Below are 19,738 nucleotides of genomic sequence, written 5' to 3'. Positions count from 1 at the left end.
ACCGGCCAGCAGCGACCCGGTCGAGGAGGCCCCCTCACGCCGAGCGGTCCCCGCGGACTCCACCGCCGCGACGGCCGCCAGCTCGTGCGCGGCGACCCGGGCCTTCAACCGCGCCAGCGACCGGGCGCTCGAGCGCTGGTCGTCGGGGGAGAGGCGTGCGTAGTCGGAGGTGTCGATGGACGAGAGCAGGTCGTGCACGACGGTGAGCTTCTCGACCACCGAGGTGGTGGTGAGCTCCGACGGTGCGACGGCCATGGGATCGATCCTTCTATCGACGATGTGTTCCCATTCTAGAGCCGCTCGCCGACACCCACATCGCTCCTTGGCAGGATCTGTGGACGCTCTCGACCACGGGCGCCGACGTCCCTGCCTAGCCTGCCGACATGGCATCGGACGCCCTGGAGGTCGTGACGGCGTCAGGTCTGCGCCGAGTCGAGGGTCGCGGACCGGCGCAGCTCGAGTCGATCGTCGAGCTCGCTACTCGCGCCCTGACGACTCGCTCGCGCTGGCACCCCGGTGAGCTGGTCTCCTTCTGGTTCTTGGACGACGCCGAGAACTGGGAGCGGGTCGCCAGCTGGTCTCTCGACGGTCGGTGCGTGGCATGGGCTCGAGTCGGTCGATCCGGGCGATTGGACCTTCAGGTCGACGCGACGGCGCCCGAGGTCCTCGACGAGGTCCTGGAGTGGTTCGACCGCGCGCCCGGTGCCCGCCAGGTCGTCACGTGCTCAAACGTCGAGGAGTCGCTGCTCGCTGAGCTGCGACGTCGCGGGAAGCGAAGCGCCAGCGCGGGTCCGGTCTACGACCACCTCTGGTGCGATCTCGAGGCTGACGCTGCGGCACCCCTCCGTGCCCGACGGCGCATCAGTCGTCACCGCCGTGAGCCGAACCCAACCCGCCGCCAGCGCCGCGTTGCACCGCTCAGCGTTCGGGATCGTCGAGGACGGGCCGTCGTCAGGCTCGTTCGCCGCGATGGGGGCCGATCCTCGCTACCGCGGGGTGCTCGACGTCGCGACGGTGCTCACCGACCGGACGCTGGCCGGCACGTGCCACGCCTGGCTCGACGACGCCAGCGGGGTCGTCGCGCTCGAACCGGTCGCCACCGACCCCCGGCACCGACGTCTCGGTCACGCCCGCGCCGCGATCCACGCTGCGCTCTCGGCCGCTCGCGACGCCGGCGCCACTCGTGCTCGCGTCTGCGCTCGCGCGGACGAGGATCTATCAGCGGCAACCTTCTACGCCGGCGTCGGCTTCCGTCCGCGGGCGCGCACCGTCCACCTCGTCCGTTGATCCAGGTCCGCCCGCGCACTCCGTCTCCTACGCTCAGACCATGACCACCGTGCGCCGCGTCGACCTGCGCGACGAGGAGGACTTCGCGCGCTTCCACGACGCCTACGCGGCCTGCTACGACCGGCCGTTCGACCAGCCGTGGGGTGCGCCCGAGAAGCGGGTGAACCTCACCGACGACGACTACGGTCGGCACGTCCTGCTGGCGGCGGTCGTCGACGAGCAGACCGTCGGGGGCGGGTACGTCTCCCTGCCGACGCAGGACAACCTCGACTCCGCGTACGTCGAGGTGTTCGTGCGGTCCACGCACCGGCGACGCGGGGTCGGCACGGAGCTCCTCGACGCGCTCGCCGACGTCGCCCGACGCGAGGGCCGCACGCTCCTGCGGGCCGAGGCACTGTGGGGCGTCGACGAGTCCGGCGGCGCGGGTTCGTCCTTCGCCACGGCACGAGGCTTCGCCCCCGACATCCTCGACGCGATCCGGGAGCTCGCCCTACCGGTCGCCGAGGTGCCCGCCCCTGTGCTCCAGCCCGGCGACCGCCTCGTCGCGTGGCGCACCTGCCCCGAGCAGTGGATCGACCAGTACGCCCACCTGCGCCACGTGCTGCTGAGCGAGGCGCCCTCGGGTGAGGACGGACTGGAGAACGAGTTCTGGGACGCCGAGCGCGTGCGGCACGAGGAGCGGTCGTGGAACGACCAGGGTCGCATCGCGCAGACGGCGGCCGCGGTGGCCCCCGACGGTCGGCTCGTCGGCCACACGCAGCTGGTCTTCGCCGCCGACGGCGTCGAGGCCTACCAGTGGGACACCCTCGTGCTGCCCGAGCACCGGGGACGGGGACTCGGACTGGCGCTGAAGCGCCACGCCATGCGCGAGGCCGCGGACCTCCTGCGCGAACGTCGCCGCATCAGCACCTGGAACGCTGCCTCGAACACGCACATGATCGCCGTGAACGAGGCCCTCGGGTATCGGCAGACCGCCTGGGCGGCGGAGTACGTGCGCCGCCTCTGAGGCGAGCCGCACTCACGGCACCAGGTTCGGACCAGGAGGAGGACGACGATGACGACACCGGATCGGCGCTGGCCGCGCCGCGTCTACGGCGCGGGCACCGACCCCGACCCACGCTTCAGCCTCGCCAACGAGCGCACCTTCCTCGCGTGGGTCCGGACGTCCCTCGCTCTGCTCGCCGGTGCCGCGGCCGTCCACGTCGTCGACCTCGGGGTGCGCGACGTCGTCGCCGCGACCCTCTCGGTGCTGCTGGCCGTCGCAGCCCTCGGGTGCGTCGCCGGGGCCTGGAGCGGTTGGGTGAGGACCGAGCGGGCGATGCGCACCTCGGCTCCGCTGCCATCGAACGTCGCGGGGGCCGTCCTGGCCGTCGTCGTCGCGCTGGCCGCGGTGGCGATGCTGGTCATCGGCGCGCGCGGGTGAGCACGCCGTCGCCATTGGCCCCGGAACGGACGACGCTGGCGTGGCGGAGGACGGTCGCGACGCTCGTCGTCCTCGGCCTGCTGCTCGTCAGGGTCGCGCTGCTCCAGGGCGCACCGGTCGCCGTCGTCGCCGGCGTGGTGGCCGTCGTGGTGGCCCTCGCGGCCGTGGTCACGCCGGCTCCGGCCGCAGGACGACCGGCGGACGGACGGCGACCCGCCGGCGTGGGCGCCGGTGTCGGCGTGCTGGCGCTCGCCGTCGTCGCGCTCGCGCTCGAGCGGTGAGGGCGTCGAGCACCACTCGCGACACGTCCCCGGGGGTCGTTCCCGGGATGTGAGACGACGTCCGACGACGGGTCGACGGGAGCACCCTGGAGGCACCGCAGCACGAGAGGACCGATCCACGACCGCCACGCTCGAGAACCCCCACACGCCGACAGCGGAGAGGGCCACGGACCGACCTGCGACGCGCACGGCCTCCGCCTTCACCGTGACCCCGCTCGGCCAGCACGTCGGCGCGCGCATCGACGGCCTGCGCCTCCACGGGGGGGGGGGGGGGGGGGGGGGGGGGGGGCTCGACGCGGGCACGGTCGCGGCCGTGCGCTCCGCTCTGCTCCGCCACCGGGTCGTCTTCCTGCGCGGGCAGGACCACCTCGACGACACGACCCACCACGAGGTGGCCGAGCTGCTCGGCCCGACCACGACGCCGCACCCGACGGTGCAGGGTGACGGCCAGGTCCTCGTCATCGACTCCGAGCACGGCAAGGCCGACGCCTGGCACACCGACGTCACGTTCTGCGACCGGCCCCCGGCCTTGAGCCTGCTGCGGCCCGAGCAGCTCACCCCGTACGGCGGCACCACGGTCTGGGCGAGCACGGTCGCGGCGTACGAGACGCTGCACCCGGCGCTCCAGGCGATGGCCGACCGCCTGTGGGCGGTCCACACGAACCTCTACGACTACGCCGCGGAGGTCGACGAGCAACGCATCGGCGGCGTCGACGTCGCCCAGGAGGCCTACCGCGAGGAGTTCGGTTCGCAGGTCTTCGAGACCGAGCACCCGGTCGTGCACGTGCACCCCGAGACCGGGGAGCGGAGCCTGTTGATCGGCCAGTTCGTCAAGCGCATCGTGGGCCTGAGCAGTCGAGAGTCGGCCCAGGTCCAGGACCTGCTGCAGCGTGCCGTGACCCGACTGGAGAACGCGGTCCGCTGGGACTGGCAGCCGGGAGACCTCGCCATCTGGGACAACCGCGCCATGCAGCACTACGCCGTCGCCGACTACGGCGACCACGAGCGCCGCATGCGCCGGGTCACGGTCGCGGGCGACGTGCCGGTCAGCGTCGAGGGCAGGCGGTCGGTCGCCCGGATCGGCGACTCCAGCACCTACGCCGGTGCGTGAGCCCGCGCCCCTGCGACGCGACCATGGGCGGCGGCGCGCCCCCTCTACATCGTGCCCCTCTACATCTTGCGCAGCCGCACCCACTTGACTCCGTGGTCGGAGTCCTTGCGCAGCACCAGGTCGGCGCGGCCCCGGGTGGTCTGGATGTTCTCGCGCAGGTTGGGCCAGTTGATGGTGTCCCACAGCTCCTCGGCGCGGTCGCGTGCCTGCTCGTCGGAGTAGGAGCTGTAGCGGTGGAAGTAGGACGCGGGGTCGGCGAAGGCGGTGCGCCGCAACGTCAGGAAGCGCTCGACGTACCAGCGGCGGATGTCCTTGCTGGAGGCGTCGACGTAGACGGAGAAGTCGAAGAAGTCGCTGATCGCCAGACCGGGGCTGCCGTCACCGCGCAGCCGAGCCGGTGCGAGGACGTTGAGCCCTTCGACGATGACGATGTCGGGGGAGTGCAGGACGGTCGGCTCGTCGGTGACGTCGTAGGTCAGGTGCGAGTACCGCGGCGCCTCGACGACCTCCGCCCCCGACTTGACGTTCATGACGAAGCGCAGCAGACCCTTCCGGTCGTAGGACTCCGGAAAGCCCTTGCGGTCGAGGATGCCGCGACGTTCGAGCTCGGCGTTCGGCAGCAGGAACCCGTCGGTGGTGACGAGCTCGACGCTCGGGCGTTCCGGCGCGTTGGCCAGCAGCTCGCGGATGAGGCGCGCGGTCGTCGACTTGCCGACGGCCACCGAGCCGCCGATGCCGATGACGTAGGGCGTGCGCTTCGGCTGGGGGTTCCCGAGGAACTTCTCGGTCGCGCGGTACAGGCCGGCGGCGGCCCGGATCCGCATCGTGATGAGCTCGGTGAGCGGCAGGTAGACCTGACGCACCTCCTCGAGGTCGAGCTCCTCGCCGAGTCCGCGGACGCGGTCGATCTCCTCCTGGGACAGCGGCTGAGGAGCCTCGCCCGCGAGTGCGGCCCACGCCGAACGCTCGAGCTCGACGTACGGGGACAACTCTCGTGCCATGCGCTCCATCCTGCCGTGATGCCCGCTCGCGGCATCCGCAGGTCCCCGTCGCGCCGGGGAGGAGGCCGTCGCCGGCGGCGCTAGTAGGCTGGCGCGCATGTGTGGAATCGTCGGATACGTGGGTCATCGCTCCGCCCTGGACGTCGTCCTCGGCGGACTCAGGCGCCTGGAGTACCGCGGCTACGACTCCGGCGGCGTGGCCCTCGCCCACGACGGTCGGATCGCGTCGGCCAAGAAGGCCGGCAAGCTCACCAACCTCGACGCGGTGCTGGCCGAGACGGACCTGCCGGAGACGGGCAGCGGCATCGGGCACACCCGCTGGGCCACCCACGGTGCGCCGAACGACGTCAACGCCCACCCCCACCTCGACTCCGCCGAGCGCATCGCCGTGGTCCACAACGGGATCATCGAGAACTTCGCGGTGCTGCGCCAGGAGCTGGAGGCGGCCGGTCACGAGCTGCTGTCGGAGACCGACACCGAGGTCGTGGCGCACCTGCTGCACGACGAGCTGGAGCGGACACCCGACCTCTCCGAGGCAGTGCGGACGGTCTGCCGACGCCTCGAGGGCGCGTTCACGCTCGTCATCACCGACGCGAGCCAGCCCGACGTGGTCGTCGGTGCCCGCCGCAACTCCCCGCTCGTCGTCGGTCGGGGCGAGGGGGAGAACTTCCTCGGCTCCGATGTCGCCGCCTTCATCGAGTACACCCGCGAGGCGATCGAGCTCGGTCAGGACCAGGTCGTCACCATCAGCGCCGACGACGTCGTCGTCACCGACTTCGACGGCAACCACGCCGAGACCACCGCCTACCACGTCGACTGGGACGTCTCGGCCGCCGAGAAGGGCGGCTACGACTGGTTCATGCTCAAGGAGATCGCCGAGCAGCCCCAGGCGGTCGCTGACACCCTCCTCGGCCGGCACGCACCCGACGGTCGCCTCCGCCTGGACGAGATGCGCCTGTCCGACGACGAGCTGCGCACCGTCGACAAGATCATCGTCATCGCGTGCGGCACCTCCTACTACGCGGCGATGGTCGCCAAGTACGCGATCGAGCACTGGACGCGTGTGCCGTGCGAGGTCGAGCTGGCCTCGGAGTTCCGCTACCGCGACCCCATCCTCGACCGGTCGACCCTGGTGGTCACGATCAGCCAGTCGGGCGAGACGATGGACACCCTCATGGCGATCCGGTATGCCCGGCAGCAGCGGGCGCGGGTGCTCAGCATCTGCAACACGAACGGCTCGACGATCCCGCGCGAGTCCGATGCGGTCATCTACACGCACGCCGGACCCGAGGTGGCCGTCGCGTCGACGAAGGGGTTCCTGGCCCAGGTGGTCGCCTGCTACCTGCTGGGCTTGTACCTGGCCCAGGTCAAGGGCACCAAGTACGGCGACGAGATCGGCGCCATCATCGCGCAGCTGGAGGCGATCCCGGCCGGCATCCAGCGCATGCTCGACGACGCCGAGCAGGTCCGAGCGCTCGCAGCCGACCTCGCCGGCAGCCGTTCGATCCTCTTCCTCGGACGGCACGTGGGCTATCCCGTCGCGCTGGAGGGTGCGCTCAAGCTCAAGGAGCTCGCGTACATCCACGCCGAGGGATTCGCCGCGGGTGAGCTCAAGCACGGCCCCATCGCCGTGGTCGAGGAGGGCGTCCCGGTCTTCGTCGTCGTGCCGCCGAAGGCACGCGACCAGCTCCAGGAGAAGATCGTGAGCAACATCCAGGAGGTCCGTGCCCGCGGAGCGCGCACGATCGTGCTGGCCGAGGACGGCGACGACGACGTGGTGCCGTACGCCGACGAGCTCATCCGGTTGCCCAAGGTGCCGACGCTCCTGCAACCGCTGGTCGCGACCGTTCCGTTGCAGCTCTTCGCCTGCGAGCTGGCCGCGCAACTCGGCCACGACGTCGACCAGCCGCGCAACCTCGCCAAGTCCGTCACGGTGGAGTGAGGGCGATGAGCGCCCGGATCCACGGCATCGGGGTCGACGTCGTCGACCTGGCGCGCTTCGCCCGGACGCTCGAGCGCACCCCCGAGCTCGGATCGCGCCTGTTCACCGCGGCCGAGGCGGCGCTCTCGCTGGAGTCGCGTGCGGCGCGCTTCGCCGCCAAGGAGGCGTTCGTCAAGGCGCTGCGGACACCCGCCGGGATGTCGTGGCAGGACGTCGAGGTGGTCACGGACGCCGCGGGTGCGCCGTCCTTCCGCCTGCACGGCGCCGCCGAACGTCGCGTGGCCGAGCTCGCGGCGACGCTGCACCTCTCGCTCTCGCACGACACGAGCGTCGCCACGGCGTTCGTCGTGGCGGAGGTGCCGGCCTGATGCTGCGAGCCCATTCCGTCCAGGCCGTCCGGGACGCCGAGGCCGCGCTGATGGAGCGCACGGCCGACGGCGAGCTCATGCGACGTGCGGCCCGCGGTCTGGCCGATGCGCTCGACGACGTGCCCGCCGGGGAGCTGCTGCTCGTGCTCGTCGGCCCGGGCAACAACGGCGGCGACGCGTTGTTCGCCGCCGTGCACCTGCTGGACCGTGGTGTCCGGGTCGACCTCTGCCTGCTCGACCCCGACTCCGTCCACGCCGGAGGACTGGACGCGGCCACGACCGCCGGCGCCCGCGTCGTCGAGGCACCCGGCGGCCACCGGTGGGTCCTCGACGGGGTCCTCGGCATCGGCGCGCGTCCCGGCCTGCGCGACCGCGCGGCGCAGTGGGCGGAGTGGATCGACGAGCGCGGTCCCGTCGTCGTCTCCGTCGACGTCCCCTCCGGCGTCGGTGTCGACGACGGCACCGTCCCCGGACCGCACGTCGCCGCCGACCGCGTCGTCACGTTCGGCACGCACAAGGTGGCCTCCCTCGTCGACCCCGCCGCCTCGGTCGGAGGAGTCGGCCTGCCGCTGCTCGTGGACATCGGGCTCGCTCCACACCTGCCCGACCCGGTGGTCGAGGCAATCGAGGATGCCGACGGAACTACGTGGGCGGCCCGGCTGCACCCGCAGGCGCAGACGCACAAGTACGGACGCGGGGTCGTCGGCATCGCGGCGGGCTCGCAGCTGTACGCCGGCGCCGCGCACCTGTGCGTCGCCGGTGCGCAGGCCGGTCCGGTCGGCATGCTGCGCTTCGTCGGCTCCGAGGCACTCTCGGAGCGAGTCGTCGACCGTGCCCCCGAGGTGGTGGTGGGCCGGGGCCGCGTCCAGGCGTGGGTGGTCGGTCCTGGCGCAGGCGACGACGTGGGCGGACGACTCGCGGACGCGTGGGACGACGGTGTCCCGGTCGTCGTGGACGCGGGTGCGCTCGAGCACCTGCCCGCGACCGTCCCCTGCCCGGCGCTGCTCACCCCGCACGCCGGGGAGCTCGCGGCGATGCTCGACGTCGAGCGCGACGACGTCGAGGCGGCGCCGCTGGAGCACGCGCGCCGGGCCGCCGAGCGCTGGCAGGCCACGGTGCTGCTGAAGGGCCGACGCACCCTCGTCGTCGGACCGGACGGACCCGCCCGGGTGAACGTGTCCGGCACGCCCTGGCTGGCCACGGCGGGCGCCGGGGACGTCCTCGCCGGTCTCGCGGGGTCGCTGCTCGCGGCCGGTCTGGAGCCCCTCGACGCCGGCTCGCTCGCCGCCTTCTGGCACGGCCGCGCCGCGGAGGCCGCCAACCCGGGTGGGCCGATCGTCGCCTCGGACGTCGCCGCTGCGTTGCCGCGCACGATCGCGCGCTTCCTCGGAGGCGGATCGTGACCGTCCAGGCAGAGGCCGTCGTCGACCTCGACGCCTACCGGTCCAACGTCGCGGACCTCGCCGCCGCCGCACCCGGCGCCGCCTTCATGGCGGTCGTCAAGGCCGACGCGTACGGCCACGGGCTGGCGCCGGTCGCCCGCGCGGCGCGCGACGCCGGAGCCGACTGGCTGGGCGTCGCGACACCCGACGAGGCGCTCGCGCTGCGTGCCGCGGGCGACGTCGGCCCCGTGCTGTGCTGGTTGTCCGCCCCTGGGCGCGACTGGGCGCCCCTGGTCGAGGCGGGGGTCGAGGTCACGGCGTCCTCGGCGCAGCAGCTCGAGGAGATCGCCGGGTCGGTGCGAGGGAGGGCGCGCGTCCAGCTCAAGGTCGACACCGGACTCGCCCGCAACGGCGCGTTCGGGGCACAGTGGCCCGAGCTGCTCGCCGCGGCGGCCCGCGCGCAGGCCGCCGGTCGCGTCGAGGTCACCGGCGTGTGGTCGCACCTCGCCTGCGCCGACGAACCCGCCCACCCCGCCAACGACGCCCAGGAGCAGAGGTTCGCGCAAGCGGTCGAGGAGGTGCGTGCCGCCGGGCTCGACCCGGGCCTGCGCCACCTCGCCAACTCCGCCGCCCTGCTGACCCGTTCCTCGGTCCACCTCGACCTCGTGCGCGCCGGCATCGCCACCTACGGCATCGCCCCCGGTCCCGGCCTGGACCACGACGTCGACCTGCGCGCCGTGATGACGCTGCGCGGGCGCCTGGCGGGTGTCAAGGACGTCCCGGCCGGCACCGCGGTCTCCTACGGCCACACCTGGACGACCGAGCGCGACACCCGCCTCGGGCTCGTCCCCCTCGGCTACGCCGAGGGAATCCTCCGCGCCGCATCGGGCCGCGCGCAGGTGGCCGTCGCAGGACGTCGCGTCCCGCAGGTCGGACGCATCTGCATGGACCAGCTCGTCGTCGACCTCGGTGACCTCCCGGCCCGTCCGGGTGACGTCGTGACCCTCTTCGGGCCCGGCGACGAGGGCGAACCGGCCGCCGAGGACTGGGCCGACGCCGCCGGTACGATCGGCTACGAGGTCGTCACCCGGCTCGGCGGCCGCATCGAGCGCAGCTACCGAGGAGACTGATGGTCAGCCCCACCAAGCGCGCTGCCGTCGCGGCGTCCACGGCCGGAGCCTTCGTGGCCGCCGGCGCGACGGCGCGCCTGCTCAACACCCGCAAGCGTCGTCAGCGTCGCGAGCGGCGCGGCGAGGCCGTGGAGTTCGGGTCCGTGCGCGGCCCCGTGCACACCGTCACCGCGTCCGACGGCGTCCGGATCAACGTCGAGGTTGACGACGGCCCCTCCGACGCTCCCACGATCGTGTTCGTGCACGGCTGGGTGTGCACGCTCGACACGTGGCACTACCAGCGACTGGCGCTGCGCGGGCGGTACCGCATGGTGCTCATGGACCACCGCTCCCACGGGGGATCGGGCCGGGCGACGCCCGGCGGCTCCACCTTCGCGCAGCTCGCCGACGACCTCGCCCGCGTCATCACCGAGCTCGTCCCGTCGGGGCCGATCGTGCTCGTCGGGCACTCCATGGGCGGCATGACGATCCAGCAGCTGGCCGCCGACCGCCCCGAGCTGTTCGGCGACCGGGTCGTCGGGGTCGCCCTGGTGGCGACGAGCTCCGGGCGGCTCGTGCGGGGCAACCCGATGCTGCAGCGCCTCGCGCCGTTCATCCGGCTCGGCGGTCCGGCGCTGGACTGGGGGCGGTCCTTCAACAGCTACTCGGTCATCCGACGCTGGGCCGTGGGGCCGGACGCTGCGGAGCGGCACGTCGACATGACCGAGGAGATGATCCTGCGGGCGCCGACGCACGTCCTGCTCGACTTCTACCCGGCGTTCACCGAGCTCGACCTCCGGCAGGGCCTGACGACGCTCGGCGAGGCCCGCACGGTGGTGGTGTGCGGCACGAAGGACCTCCTGACGCCGATCAAGCACAGCGAGCGGCTCGCCGAGGCCATCCCCGGCGCCGACCTCGTGCGCGTCGACGGTGCCGGTCACATGGTGATGCTGGAGGCGAACGTCGAGGTGACCCGGGTGATCACCGAGCTCGTGGAGTCGGTCGCGTGAGGGCGCTCGACGTCATCGACGCCGGTCCCGAGCACGCCGCGGCGATCGTCGACATCATCCGACGGTCCTTCGGCGCGCGCCCGACGCTCGACCCGCCCTCCACGGCGATGGACGAGACCGAGGAGTCGATCGCGGAGGTCCTGGCCGGCCCCGGCGGGCTGCTGGTCGAACGCCGAGGCCTGCCCATGGGGGCGCTGTTGTTCGACGAGTCCCGGCCCGACAAGCTCGGTCTGCGCCGCGTGGCGGTCGATCCCGACATCCAGGCCCGCGGCGTCGCCTCCGCCATGGTCGGCGTGGCCGAGGACACCGCGGAGGAGCGCGGCAAGGACGGCATCTGGCTGCACGTGCGCGAGGAGCTCCCCGACACCATCCGGTTCTGGCGGCACCGCAAGTACCACCCGGTCAGCCAGGACGGTCCCCTCATCGAGTTCGGCAAGACGCTGTGGCTGGCGCGTGAGGTGCCCACGCCCGACGCGATGCACGAGCTGGCCTCGCGTGTGGCCGAGCTGGTCCGCCCGGGGGACCTGCTCGTGCTCTCCGGTGACCTCGGCGCCGGCAAGACGACCTTCACGCAGGGCCTCGGGCGCGCCATGGGCGTCGAGGGCCCGATCACGTCGCCGACCTTCGTCCTCGCCCGCACCCACCCCTCGCCCGACGACGGTCCCGGGCTCGTGCACGTCGACGCCTACCGGCTCGGCGGCCCGGAGGAGATCGACGACCTCGACCTCGACGCCTCCGCCGAGGAGTCGGTCACGGTCGTCGAGTGGGGTGCCGGCCTCGCCGAGCAGCTCAGCGACAGCTGGTTGTCGGTCGCGATCGAGGTCCGCGAGGCCCGTCCGATCGACCCGCTCGGCACCAAGGCCGACGGCACCCACGGCACGACGCCGCAGGAAGCGCACGAGGACGTCGAGCCCCGCGTGGTCACCGTCAAGCCGCACGGCCCCCGATGGGTCGACGTCCCGCTGCGCTCCACGCTGCTGTCCTGAGACGCGCGCCCCAGCCCGGCTGCCTTCGGTCACGCGCCCGCGACGCCTGGGTGAGGTCGGCCTAAACTCAGAGCGTGCTGCTCCTCGCCCTCGACACCGCCGGCCCGGTCGTCAGTGTTGCCGTCCACGACGGCGCGTCCGTCCTCGGCTCCGCCACGGGAGAGGGCGCGATGGCGCACGGCGAGCTGCTCGCCCCGGCCATCGGCCGTGCCCTCGAGCAGGCCGGTGCCGCGCCGGGCGACCTCACCGACGTCGCCGTCGGCGTCGGTCCCGGTCCGTTCACCGGGCTCCGCGTCGGTGTCGTGACGGCCCTCAGCCTCGCGCAGACCCTCGGACTGACGACGCACGGTGTCTGCTCGCTCGACGTCGTGGAAGCGGGTCGGACGGGGGAGTACCTCGTCGCGATCGACGCCCGGCGACGAGAGGTGTACTGGGCACGGTACGTCGACGACCGACGCGTCGACGGACCGCACGTCGACCGCCCCGCCGAGCTCGCGACGCGTCACCCGGGCGTGCCCGTGGTCGGTCGTGGCGCCCTCCTGCACGCCGACCACCTCCGCGCCGCCGAGGGCTCGGACACCCGCCTCGACCCGTCGGCGGAGCTGCTCGCCGACGCCGTCGTCGGGCGTCGGGTCGAGGTCCTGCCGCTGGAGCCGCTCTACCTGCGTCGACCGGACGCCACGCCGGCCTGGTGACGGACGTGCGCCCCGCGACGACCGCGGACGCTGCCGGCATCGCCGCGCTGGAGGCCCTCGCCTTCGGGCCCGAGGCGTGGTCGCAGGAGCTCGTCCTCGTCGAGGTCACCGCTCCTCTGCGGCACGCTCTCGTGGTGGGCGACGAGCCGCTCGGATGGGCGAGCGTCCAGGTGGTGGGTGACGTCGCCGACCTCACACGGGTCGCGGTGCGTCCCGACGCACGTCGCCGAGGACTGGCACGCCGGCTCCTCGCGGACGCGTGGAGCGTCGCCGAGGAGGCCGGCTCGGACCGGATGCTGCTCGAGGTCGGCGCGTCGAACGACGCCGCGATCGGGCTCTACGCCGCTGCCGGCTTCGTCGAGATCGACCGACGTCACGGCTACTACGCCGGCGGCGGCACCGCGATCGTGATGGAGCGGCGTCGCGACGGAGGGACCTCGTGAGCGGCGTCATGGAGGAGATCACCTCGTGGCCGTGGGGATGGGCGTGGCTGACGCTGTTCGTCATCGTGCTGCTGCGCGCCGGCGCCACCTACGGCATCGGTCGCGCCGTGGCCGCGGGGACCATCCGCCGCCGTGAACCCGGCCCGCGGCTGCAGCGGGCGGTCGAGCGGGTCGAGCGGTGGGGTCCACCGGTGGTCACGGCGAGCTTCCTGACGATCGGCGCTCAGACCGCCGTCAACGCCGCCGCCGGCCTCGTCGGCATGACGGTCCCTCGCTACCTCCTGGGCCTCGTGCCGGGTGCGGCCCTGTGGGCCACCATCTGGAGCACGGTCGGTGCCGGCCTGTTCGTCGCCGCTACGCGTGCCGGGGCCGGGCAGGACGAGGCCGTGCTCGTCGCGGCGCTCGTCGTGGTGCTGGTGCTCACCGTCGGCGTGGTTGCACATCGGACGCGGCGTGACAGGCTGGCGACATGACTGATGCGCCCATCGAGCCCGACGACACCGCCCGCGACCACTCCGAGGACCTCGACCAGCTGCAGCCCGAGGACACCCTGGTCGATCGTGGCGTCGAGGACGTCCTCGACGAGGGGTACTCCCCGCCCGAGAACTGGGGTCCGGGGGAGGGCTTCGGCACGACGGCGGCCGAGGTGGCCGAGGGTGAGACCCTCGACCAGAGGATCAGCCAGGAGGTCCCCGACCTCGATCCTTACGCCGACGAGTACGCTCCGGCACCGGTCGGCGACGAGGTCGGCGACGACCGCTCCGGTCGTCTCGTGGCCCCGGACGAGGGCATCGCCGAGGACACGGAGAAGGCGCTCGTCGGTGACGACGTCGGCATCGACGGTGCCGGCGCGAGTGCCGAGGAGGCTGCGGTGCGCATCCGCGAGGACCGTCCTGACGACCTCGCCGCCGGCGCCCCCGACGACCTCTGAGGTCCGACGACCTCTGAGGTCCGACGACGGTGCCTCGGGAGCACTGCGCAATCCGTGAACACCTCTGGTGCACACCTGTCCACTAGGATGGCCTGATGCGTGACATCACCTACCCGGTCGTCATCGTCACCGCCAAGACGCTCTTCAAGGCGCTCGGCATGCGGTTCCAGACCTCGGGGACGGAGCACATCCCGACCACCGGCGGCGCGATCCTGGCCGCCAACCACATCGGGTACGTCGATTTCGTCTTCGACGGGCTCGCCGCGCAGCCCAGCAACCGCCTCGTGCGCTTCATGGCCAAGAAGGAGGCCTTCGACCACGCCGTCGGTGGTCCGCTGATGCGCTCCTTCCACCACATCGAGGTCGACCGCGACGCCGGAGAGTCCTCCTACCGCAAGGCCGTGGAGTACGCGCGGTCGGGAGAGATCGTCGGCATCTTCCCCGAGGCGACGATCAGCCGGTCCTTCGAGATCAAGGACCTCAAGACCGGGGCCGTCCGCATGGCCGCCGAGGCCGGTGTCCCGCTGATCCCGATGGTCACGTGGGGCACCCAGCTGCTGAAGACCAAGGACCACGAGTCCGACCTCTGGGGGCGCGGCAAGACCATCGCCCTGCACGTCGGCGCCCCGCTCGACGTGACCGGCGAGGACCCCGTCGCCGAGACCGCCCGGCTGCGCGACGCGATGTCGACGCTGCTGGACAGGGCCATCACCGAGTACCCGCTCTCGCCCGAGGGGCAGTGGTGGGCCCCGGCGCGGTACGGCGGCCTCGCCCCGACGCCCGAGGAGGCGGCACGGCTGGACGCCGAGGAGAAGGCGGCGAAGGCAGCCCGCCGGGCGGCCCGCCAGGCCGAGAGGGACGCGTCGTGAGGGCGCTCGTCGGCACGACGCTGCTCGCCGAGGCCGACCAGGACGAGCTGGTCCGCATCGAGGGCAACGGGTACTTCCCGCCGTCGAGCCTGGTCGAGGCGCTGTTCACGCCCAGCGCCACGGCCTACCACTGCCCGTGGAAGGGCGATGCGCAGTACTGGGACGTCGGGCAGGGTGACGACGTCCTGGCCGATGGCGCGTGGTCCTACCCGCACCCGATCGAGTCGTCCTTCGATCGTGTGGGTCAGGACTACAGCGGGTACGTCGCGTTCGACCGGCGGGTCACGATCGAGCAGTAGCAGGTGGCGGCCGACCAGTGGTCGTCCTGCACAATGAGGGCGTGAGCGAACCCGTCGTCCTCGGCATCGAGACCTCCTGCGACGAGACCGGCGTGGGCATCGTCCGGGGGACCGAGATGCTCGCGCACGCGGTCGCCTCGAGCGTCGACGAGCACGTCCGGTTCGGTGGCGTGGTGCCCGAGGTGGCCAGCAGGGCGCACCTGGAGGCGATGGTGCCGACCCTGGAGCTCGCCTACGAGCAGGCCGGCATCGACGTCCGTGACGTCGATGCCATCGCCGTCACCAACGGCCCGGGGCTCACCGGGGCGCTCCTGGTGGGCGTCGCCGCTGCCAAGGCGCTCGCCGTGGCGCACGACAAGCCGCTCTACGGCCTCAACCACCTCGTCTCCCACGTCGCGGTGGACCAGCTGCAGCACGGCCGGCTCGACCGCCGCGTCGCCGCGCTGCTCGTCAGCGGTGGCCACACCGAGATCCTGCTCGTCGACGACATCACCAGCGACGTCACGATGCTCGGGTCGACGATCGACGACGCCGCGGGGGAGGCGTTCGACAAGGTCGCCCGGCTGCTCGGGCTGCCGTACCCGGGTGGCCCGCACATCGACCGCGTGGCCCGTGAGGGCGACGGCTCGGCGATCGCCTTCCCGCGCGGGCTCACGGCCGCGAAGGACGCGCAGCGCTACCGGTACGACTTCTCCTTCTCCGGCCTGAAGAGCGCCGTCTCGCGCCACGTCCAGCGCGAGCAGGCGGCGGGCAGGTCGATCGACGTGGCGGACGTCGCGGCCTCGTTCCAGGACGCGGTGGTCGACGTCCTCACGCGCAAGACGATCCAGGCCTGCCGCGACCACGACGTCGACACCCTCGTCGTCGGCGGTGGCGTGGCGGCCAACGGTCGGCTCCGCGAGATGGTGCAGCAGCGGGCGGACGCCGCGGGGATCGAGGTGCGCATCCCGCGACCGTCCCTGTGCACCGACAACGGTGCGATGGTCGCCGCGCTCGGCGCGGAGGTGGTGCGCCGCGGCATCGGCTCGTCCTCGCTCGACCTCGGAGCCGTCTCGAGCCGGCCCGTCTCCGACATCGTCGCCTGAGCACGCGCGCGGCTTCCGCCCGTCGGCTCCGGGGAGAGGGTCCGAAGGCCGGTGACGTGCATCACATGGCCACGTACACTGCGGCCATGGGGCGAAGCGACGACTTCGCAGTCCCTCCGGGTGCGGACCCGGACCGGCTGACGAGACACCTGCACCGGGCGCACGACGACTTCGTGTCCTCCGGGAGGGCCGACCCCTCCGTGCGCAGCCTGGTGCTCGAGTCGTGGCGCCGCAGCCTCGACGGCGGGCTGGACCCCGAGCTCGACCTCCCGCGTGTGAACCTCGACGACGACGAGCTCGCCGAGATCCGCAGCTGGCACCCGTTGGCCGCGGGCATGCCGGTCATCCGGCGACTGCTCGTCGAGAGCGCGGGGGAGGCCGGGTTGCTCGTCGCGGTCAGCGATGCCGCGGGACAGCTGCTGTGGGTCGAGGGTTCGCACGGCCTTCGCTCGCGTGCCGAGGGCATGCACTTCGTCGAGGGCGCCGACTGGAGCGAGCGCAGCGCCGGCACGAACGCCCCGGGCACGGCTCTCGCCCTCGACCGTCCGGTGCAGTTCCTCGGCCCCGAGCACCTCGCGCGTCCCGTGACGCCGTGGAGCTGCTCGGCGGCACCGATCCACGACCCCGACACCGGGGCGATCCTCGGAGTCCTCGACCTCACCGGGGGTCCGGAGGTCGCCACCAACCAGAGCCTGTCCCTCGTCCGGGCGACGGTGGCTGCCGTCGAGGCCGAGCTGCGCATCCTGCGACTCGACCACGAGCGCAGCCCGGTGCGCAGCGGCGGGTGGTCGATGCCCCGCCTCGACGTGCTCGGCAGCCACGGTGCCACCCTGCGGTCCGGGCCCACCACGAGCCGCCTCAGCCTGCGCCACAGCGAGCTGCTGCTCCTGCTCGCCCTGTCCGGCGACGGACTCACCACCGCCGAGCTCGCGCTGGGGTTGAGTGAGGAGGAGCAGGCGGCGGTCACGATCCGCGCCGAGGTCTCCCGCCTGCGGCAGGTGCTCGGGCCGATCGAGCTGCGGTCCCGGCCCTACCGGCTCGCCCAGCCGATCCGCACCGACGTCAGTGACGTCCTGGAGGAGATCGCAGCCGGTCGCCTCCGCCGTGCCGTGGCCGCGTACTGCGGACCGGTGCTTCCGGCGTCGACCGCCCCCGGTGTGGAGGACCTGCGCGACGCGGTCCACCGACGCTTGCGCTCGGCGCTGCTGGCCAGCGACGACGTCGACGCCCTGCTGTCCTTCGCCGACACCCCGCACGGGCGCGACGACCTCGACGTCTGGCTCCGTGTGCTCGAGGTGCTGCCGAGCAGCTCTCCACGACACGCCGAGGTGGTCGGGCAGGTCGACCGGCTGGACGCCGAGCTGTCGCTCTGAGGGTCGACGAGCCCGGTCGCGACGTTGCCAACGTCGTTGCAACGTGGCCGTGACTAGCGTCACACGCACGCGGTCGCCCGTCAGACCGCTCGTCCACCTGTCATGAAGGAGCACCCCGTGAGCGTCTACGCCCAGCCCGGAACCGAGGGTTCCGTCGTCACCTACAAGTCCCGCTACGACCACTGGATCGGCGGCGAGTACGTCGCCCCGTCCTCCGGTGAGTACTTCGAGAACGTCTCGCCGGTCAACGGCAAGGTGTTCACCGAGATCGCCCGCGGCAACGCCGAGGACATCGAGAAGGCGCTCGACGCCGCGCACGCCGCCGCTCCGGCCTGGGGCAAGACCTCGGTCGCCGAGCGCGCGAACATCCTCAACAAGATCGCCGACCGCATCGAGGAGAACCTCGAGATGCTCGCTGTCGGCGAGACGTGGGACAACGGCAAGCCGGTCCGCGAGACGATGGCCGCCGACCTCCCGCTCGCGGTCGACCACTTCCGGTACTTCGCCGGCGCGATCCGTGCGCAGGAGGGTCACCTGTCGCAGATCGACGACGACACCGTGGCCTACCACTTCCACGAGCCGCTCGGCGTCGTCGGCCAGATCATCCCCTGGAACTTCCCCCTGCTGATGGCGACCTGGAAGCTGGCGCCTGCGCTCGCGGCCGGCAACGCCGTCGTGCTGAAGCCCGCCGAGCAGACGCCGGCGTCGATCATGCTCCTGATGGAGCTCGTCGCCGACCTCCTGCCCCCGGGCGTGCTCAACGTCGTCAACGGCTTCGGCGCCGAGGCCGGTGCCCCGCTGGCCTCGAGCAACCGCATCCGCAAGATCGCCTTCACCGGTGAGACCACGACCGGCCGCCTCATCATGCAGATGGCCAGCCAGAACCTCATCCCCGTCACGCTGGAGCTCGGCGGCAAGAGCCCGAACATCTTCTTCGAGGACGTCGCCAGCACCGACGACGCGTTCTACGACAAGGCGCTCGAGGGCTTCACGATGTTCGCGCTCAACCAGGGCGAGGTCTGCACCTGCCCGAGCCGCGCGTTGATCCAGAACTCGATCCTCGAGCAGTTCCTGCCGGCGGCGACCGAGCGCACGAAGGCGGTCAAGCAGGGCAACCCCCTCGACACCGACACGATGATCGGCGCCCAGGCCAGCAACGACCAGCTCGAGAAGATCCTGAGCTACTTCGAGATCGGCGTGCAGGAGGGCGCCCGCATCATCACCGGTGGTGAGCGTGTCGACCTCGGTGGCGACCTCTCGGGCGGCTACTACGTCGCGCCGACGATCTTCCAGGGTCACAACAAGATGCGGATCTTCCAGGAGGAGATCTTCGGCCCGGTCGTCTCGGTCACCGGGTTCGACGACTACGACGACGCGATGAGCATCGCCAACGACACGCTCTACGGACTCGGAGCCGGCGTCTGGTCGCGCGACACGAACACCGCCTACCGGGCCGGCCGCGACATCCAGGCCGGACGCGTGTGGACGAACTGCTACCACGCCTACCCGGCCCACGCGGCCTTCGGCGGGTACAAGTCGTCGGGCATCGGGCGGGAGAACCACTCGATGATGCTCGACCACTACCAGCAGACGAAGAACCTGCTCGTCTCGTACTCGCAGAACGCGCAGGGCTTCTTCTGATGGAGGGCCCCCCGTCGGCCACCGCGGGTGGGACGTCCCCGGCGGACGACCCGGTCCGGCGCGTGGACGTCACCCCGGAGGCTGCGGACCTGCTCCGCAGCCTCCGGGCGTCCCACGGCCAGCCCTTGATGTTCCACCAGTCCGGCGGGTGCTGCGACGGGTCCGCCCCCATGTGCTACACCCGGGGGTTCTTCATCGTCGGTCCGTCCGACGTCCACCTGGGTGACCTCGACATCGGTGCCAGCGACGTCGATCCCGAGGGCATCGTGCCGGTGCACATCTCCCGAGAGCAGTTCGCCTACTGGTCGCACACCCACATCACGATCGACGTCGTACCCGGCCGAGGCGCCGGCTTCTCGATCGAGGGGCCGACGGGTCACCGGTTCATCATCCGTTCCCGGGTCTTCACCGAGGCGGAGATGGAGCAGCTCGCGGCGGCCGGCGGAGCGTAGGCCCTGGGGCGTGTGGCCTCCGCGACGCTCCGGCGGAGGAGATGTAAAAC

General features: G+C 72.4%; 23 protein-coding genes. 21 read left to right on the top strand and 2 right to left on the bottom strand.

All coding sequences use genetic code 11. The features are described from left to right. Positions 1–255, bottom strand: a 255-nt coding sequence (locus ABD213_RS04010; protein WP_344324651.1) for a hypothetical protein, incomplete at its 3' end; no start/stop codon positions are given. A gap of 621 nt (positions 256–876) precedes the next feature. Between ABD213_RS04010 and ABD213_RS04005 the strand changes: the two genes are divergently transcribed. The 5 genes from ABD213_RS04005 to ABD213_RS03985 all read left to right on the top strand — a co-directional run bounded on the left by ABD213_RS04005 (position 877) and on the right by ABD213_RS03985 (position 4,102). Further along, on the top strand, positions 877–1,287 hold the full coding sequence (locus tag ABD213_RS04005) for a GNAT family N-acetyltransferase (RefSeq protein WP_344324648.1): 411 nt from the start codon (positions 877–879) through the stop codon (positions 1,285–1,287). A gap of 40 nt (positions 1,288–1,327) precedes the next feature. Then, positions 1,328–2,293, top strand: a complete 966-nt coding sequence (locus ABD213_RS04000; protein WP_344324645.1) for a GNAT family N-acetyltransferase — start codon at positions 1,328–1,330, stop codon at positions 2,291–2,293. 48 nt (positions 2,294–2,341) lie between these two features. Further along, positions 2,342–2,710 (top strand): YidH family protein, encoded by a 369-nt coding sequence (locus ABD213_RS03995; RefSeq protein WP_344324643.1) that lies wholly within the window; start codon positions 2,342–2,344, stop codon positions 2,708–2,710. Beyond that, positions 2,707–2,991 carry a DUF202 domain-containing protein gene (locus tag ABD213_RS03990; RefSeq protein WP_344324640.1) on the top strand — a complete coding sequence of 95 codons (285 nt, stop codon included), beginning with the start codon at positions 2,707–2,709 and terminating at the stop codon, positions 2,989–2,991. Before ABD213_RS03995 ends, ABD213_RS03990 begins: the two co-directional genes overlap by 4 nt. Positions 2,992–3,196: 205 nt before the next feature. Further along, positions 3,197–4,102, top strand: a complete 906-nt coding sequence (locus ABD213_RS03985) for a TauD/TfdA dioxygenase family protein (protein ID WP_425546013.1) — start codon at positions 3,197–3,199, stop codon at positions 4,100–4,102. 59 nt (positions 4,103–4,161) lie between these two features. On the opposite strand, the gene coaA is transcribed toward ABD213_RS03985, so the two are convergent. After that, entirely contained in the window at positions 4,162–5,112 is a 951-nt protein-coding gene (gene coaA, locus ABD213_RS03980; RefSeq protein WP_344324634.1) for a type I pantothenate kinase, read from the bottom strand. Positions 5,113–5,200: 88 nt separating this feature from the next. Here coaA and glmS point away from each other — a divergent pair, with 88 nt between their 5' ends. From glmS to ABD213_RS03900, 16 genes are all read left to right on the top strand, one after another. Beyond that, the gene (gene glmS / locus ABD213_RS03975) at positions 5,201–7,045 is read left to right on the top strand and encodes a glutamine--fructose-6-phosphate transaminase (isomerizing) (RefSeq protein ID WP_344324631.1); all 1,845 of its coding nucleotides are present in this window, start codon (positions 5,201–5,203) and stop codon (positions 7,043–7,045) included. A gap of 5 nt (positions 7,046–7,050) precedes the next feature. After that, the gene (locus tag ABD213_RS03970) at positions 7,051–7,413 is read left to right on the top strand and encodes a holo-ACP synthase (RefSeq protein ID WP_344324628.1); all 363 of its coding nucleotides are present in this window, start codon (positions 7,051–7,053) and stop codon (positions 7,411–7,413) included. Further along, positions 7,413–8,816 carry an NAD(P)H-hydrate dehydratase gene (locus ABD213_RS03965; RefSeq protein WP_344324625.1) on the top strand — a complete coding sequence of 468 codons (1,404 nt, stop codon included), beginning with the start codon at positions 7,413–7,415 and terminating at the stop codon, positions 8,814–8,816. The genes ABD213_RS03970 and ABD213_RS03965 overlap by 1 nt, the downstream gene beginning before the upstream one ends. Further along, complete coding sequence (gene alr, locus ABD213_RS03960) at positions 8,813–9,925, top strand: alanine racemase (protein WP_344324622.1); 1,113 nt, start codon at positions 8,813–8,815, stop codon at positions 9,923–9,925. Before ABD213_RS03965 ends, alr begins: the two co-directional genes overlap by 4 nt. Further along, complete coding sequence (locus ABD213_RS03955) at positions 9,925–10,914, top strand: alpha/beta fold hydrolase (protein ID WP_344324619.1); 990 nt, start codon at positions 9,925–9,927, stop codon at positions 10,912–10,914. The genes alr and ABD213_RS03955 overlap by 1 nt, the downstream gene beginning before the upstream one ends. Then, positions 10,911–11,900 (top strand): tRNA (adenosine(37)-N6)-threonylcarbamoyltransferase complex ATPase subunit type 1 TsaE, encoded by a 990-nt coding sequence (gene tsaE, locus ABD213_RS03950; RefSeq protein WP_344324616.1) that lies wholly within the window; start codon positions 10,911–10,913, stop codon positions 11,898–11,900. The genes ABD213_RS03955 and tsaE overlap by 4 nt, the downstream gene beginning before the upstream one ends. A 74-nt stretch (positions 11,901–11,974) precedes the next feature. After that, entirely contained in the window at positions 11,975–12,595 is a 621-nt protein-coding gene (gene tsaB / locus ABD213_RS03945; protein WP_344324613.1) for a tRNA (adenosine(37)-N6)-threonylcarbamoyltransferase complex dimerization subunit type 1 TsaB, read from the top strand. Next, on the top strand, positions 12,592–13,038 hold the full coding sequence (locus ABD213_RS03940; protein WP_344324610.1) for a GNAT family N-acetyltransferase: 447 nt from the start codon (positions 12,592–12,594) through the stop codon (positions 13,036–13,038). Before tsaB ends, ABD213_RS03940 begins: the two co-directional genes overlap by 4 nt. Continuing rightward, positions 13,035–13,511: a VTT domain-containing protein gene (locus ABD213_RS03935; protein WP_344324607.1), complete on the top strand. Its 477-nt coding sequence runs from the start codon at positions 13,035–13,037 to the stop codon at positions 13,509–13,511. Before ABD213_RS03940 ends, ABD213_RS03935 begins: the two co-directional genes overlap by 4 nt. After that, positions 13,508–13,969 carry a DUF5709 domain-containing protein gene (locus ABD213_RS03930; RefSeq protein WP_344324604.1) on the top strand — a complete coding sequence of 154 codons (462 nt, stop codon included), beginning with the start codon at positions 13,508–13,510 and terminating at the stop codon, positions 13,967–13,969. Before ABD213_RS03935 ends, ABD213_RS03930 begins: the two co-directional genes overlap by 4 nt. 95 nt (positions 13,970–14,064) lie before the next feature. Beyond that, the gene (locus ABD213_RS03925; protein ID WP_344324601.1) at positions 14,065–14,838 is read left to right on the top strand and encodes a lysophospholipid acyltransferase family protein; all 774 of its coding nucleotides are present in this window, start codon (positions 14,065–14,067) and stop codon (positions 14,836–14,838) included. Continuing rightward, positions 14,835–15,137: a DUF427 domain-containing protein gene (locus ABD213_RS03920; RefSeq protein WP_344324598.1), complete on the top strand. Its 303-nt coding sequence runs from the start codon at positions 14,835–14,837 to the stop codon at positions 15,135–15,137. Before ABD213_RS03925 ends, ABD213_RS03920 begins: the two co-directional genes overlap by 4 nt. A gap of 41 nt (positions 15,138–15,178) precedes the next feature. Continuing rightward, positions 15,179–16,222 carry a tRNA (adenosine(37)-N6)-threonylcarbamoyltransferase complex transferase subunit TsaD gene (gene tsaD, locus ABD213_RS03915; protein ID WP_344324595.1) on the top strand — a complete coding sequence of 348 codons (1,044 nt, stop codon included), beginning with the start codon at positions 15,179–15,181 and terminating at the stop codon, positions 16,220–16,222. An 86-nt stretch (positions 16,223–16,308) separates the two neighbouring features. Continuing rightward, on the top strand, positions 16,309–17,595 hold the full coding sequence (locus ABD213_RS03910; protein WP_344324592.1) for a GAF domain-containing protein: 1,287 nt from the start codon (positions 16,309–16,311) through the stop codon (positions 17,593–17,595). A gap of 117 nt (positions 17,596–17,712) precedes the next feature. Then, positions 17,713–19,236 (top strand): aldehyde dehydrogenase, encoded by a 1,524-nt coding sequence (gene adh, locus ABD213_RS03905; protein WP_344324589.1) that lies wholly within the window; start codon positions 17,713–17,715, stop codon positions 19,234–19,236. After that, positions 19,236–19,688 (top strand): DUF779 domain-containing protein, encoded by a 453-nt coding sequence (locus ABD213_RS03900; RefSeq protein WP_344324586.1) that lies wholly within the window; start codon positions 19,236–19,238, stop codon positions 19,686–19,688. The genes adh and ABD213_RS03900 overlap by 1 nt, the downstream gene beginning before the upstream one ends. The last annotated feature ends 50 nt before the right edge of the window (positions 19,689–19,738 follow it).

Origin of the sequence: Aeromicrobium halocynthiae, assembly GCF_039531385.1 — a bacterium.
Taxonomy (GTDB): Bacteria; Actinomycetota; Actinomycetes; order Propionibacteriales; family Nocardioidaceae; genus Aeromicrobium; species Aeromicrobium halocynthiae.
Note: the sequence above shows the minus strand (reverse complement) of the source record. Positions and strands in the feature narration are given on the sequence as shown.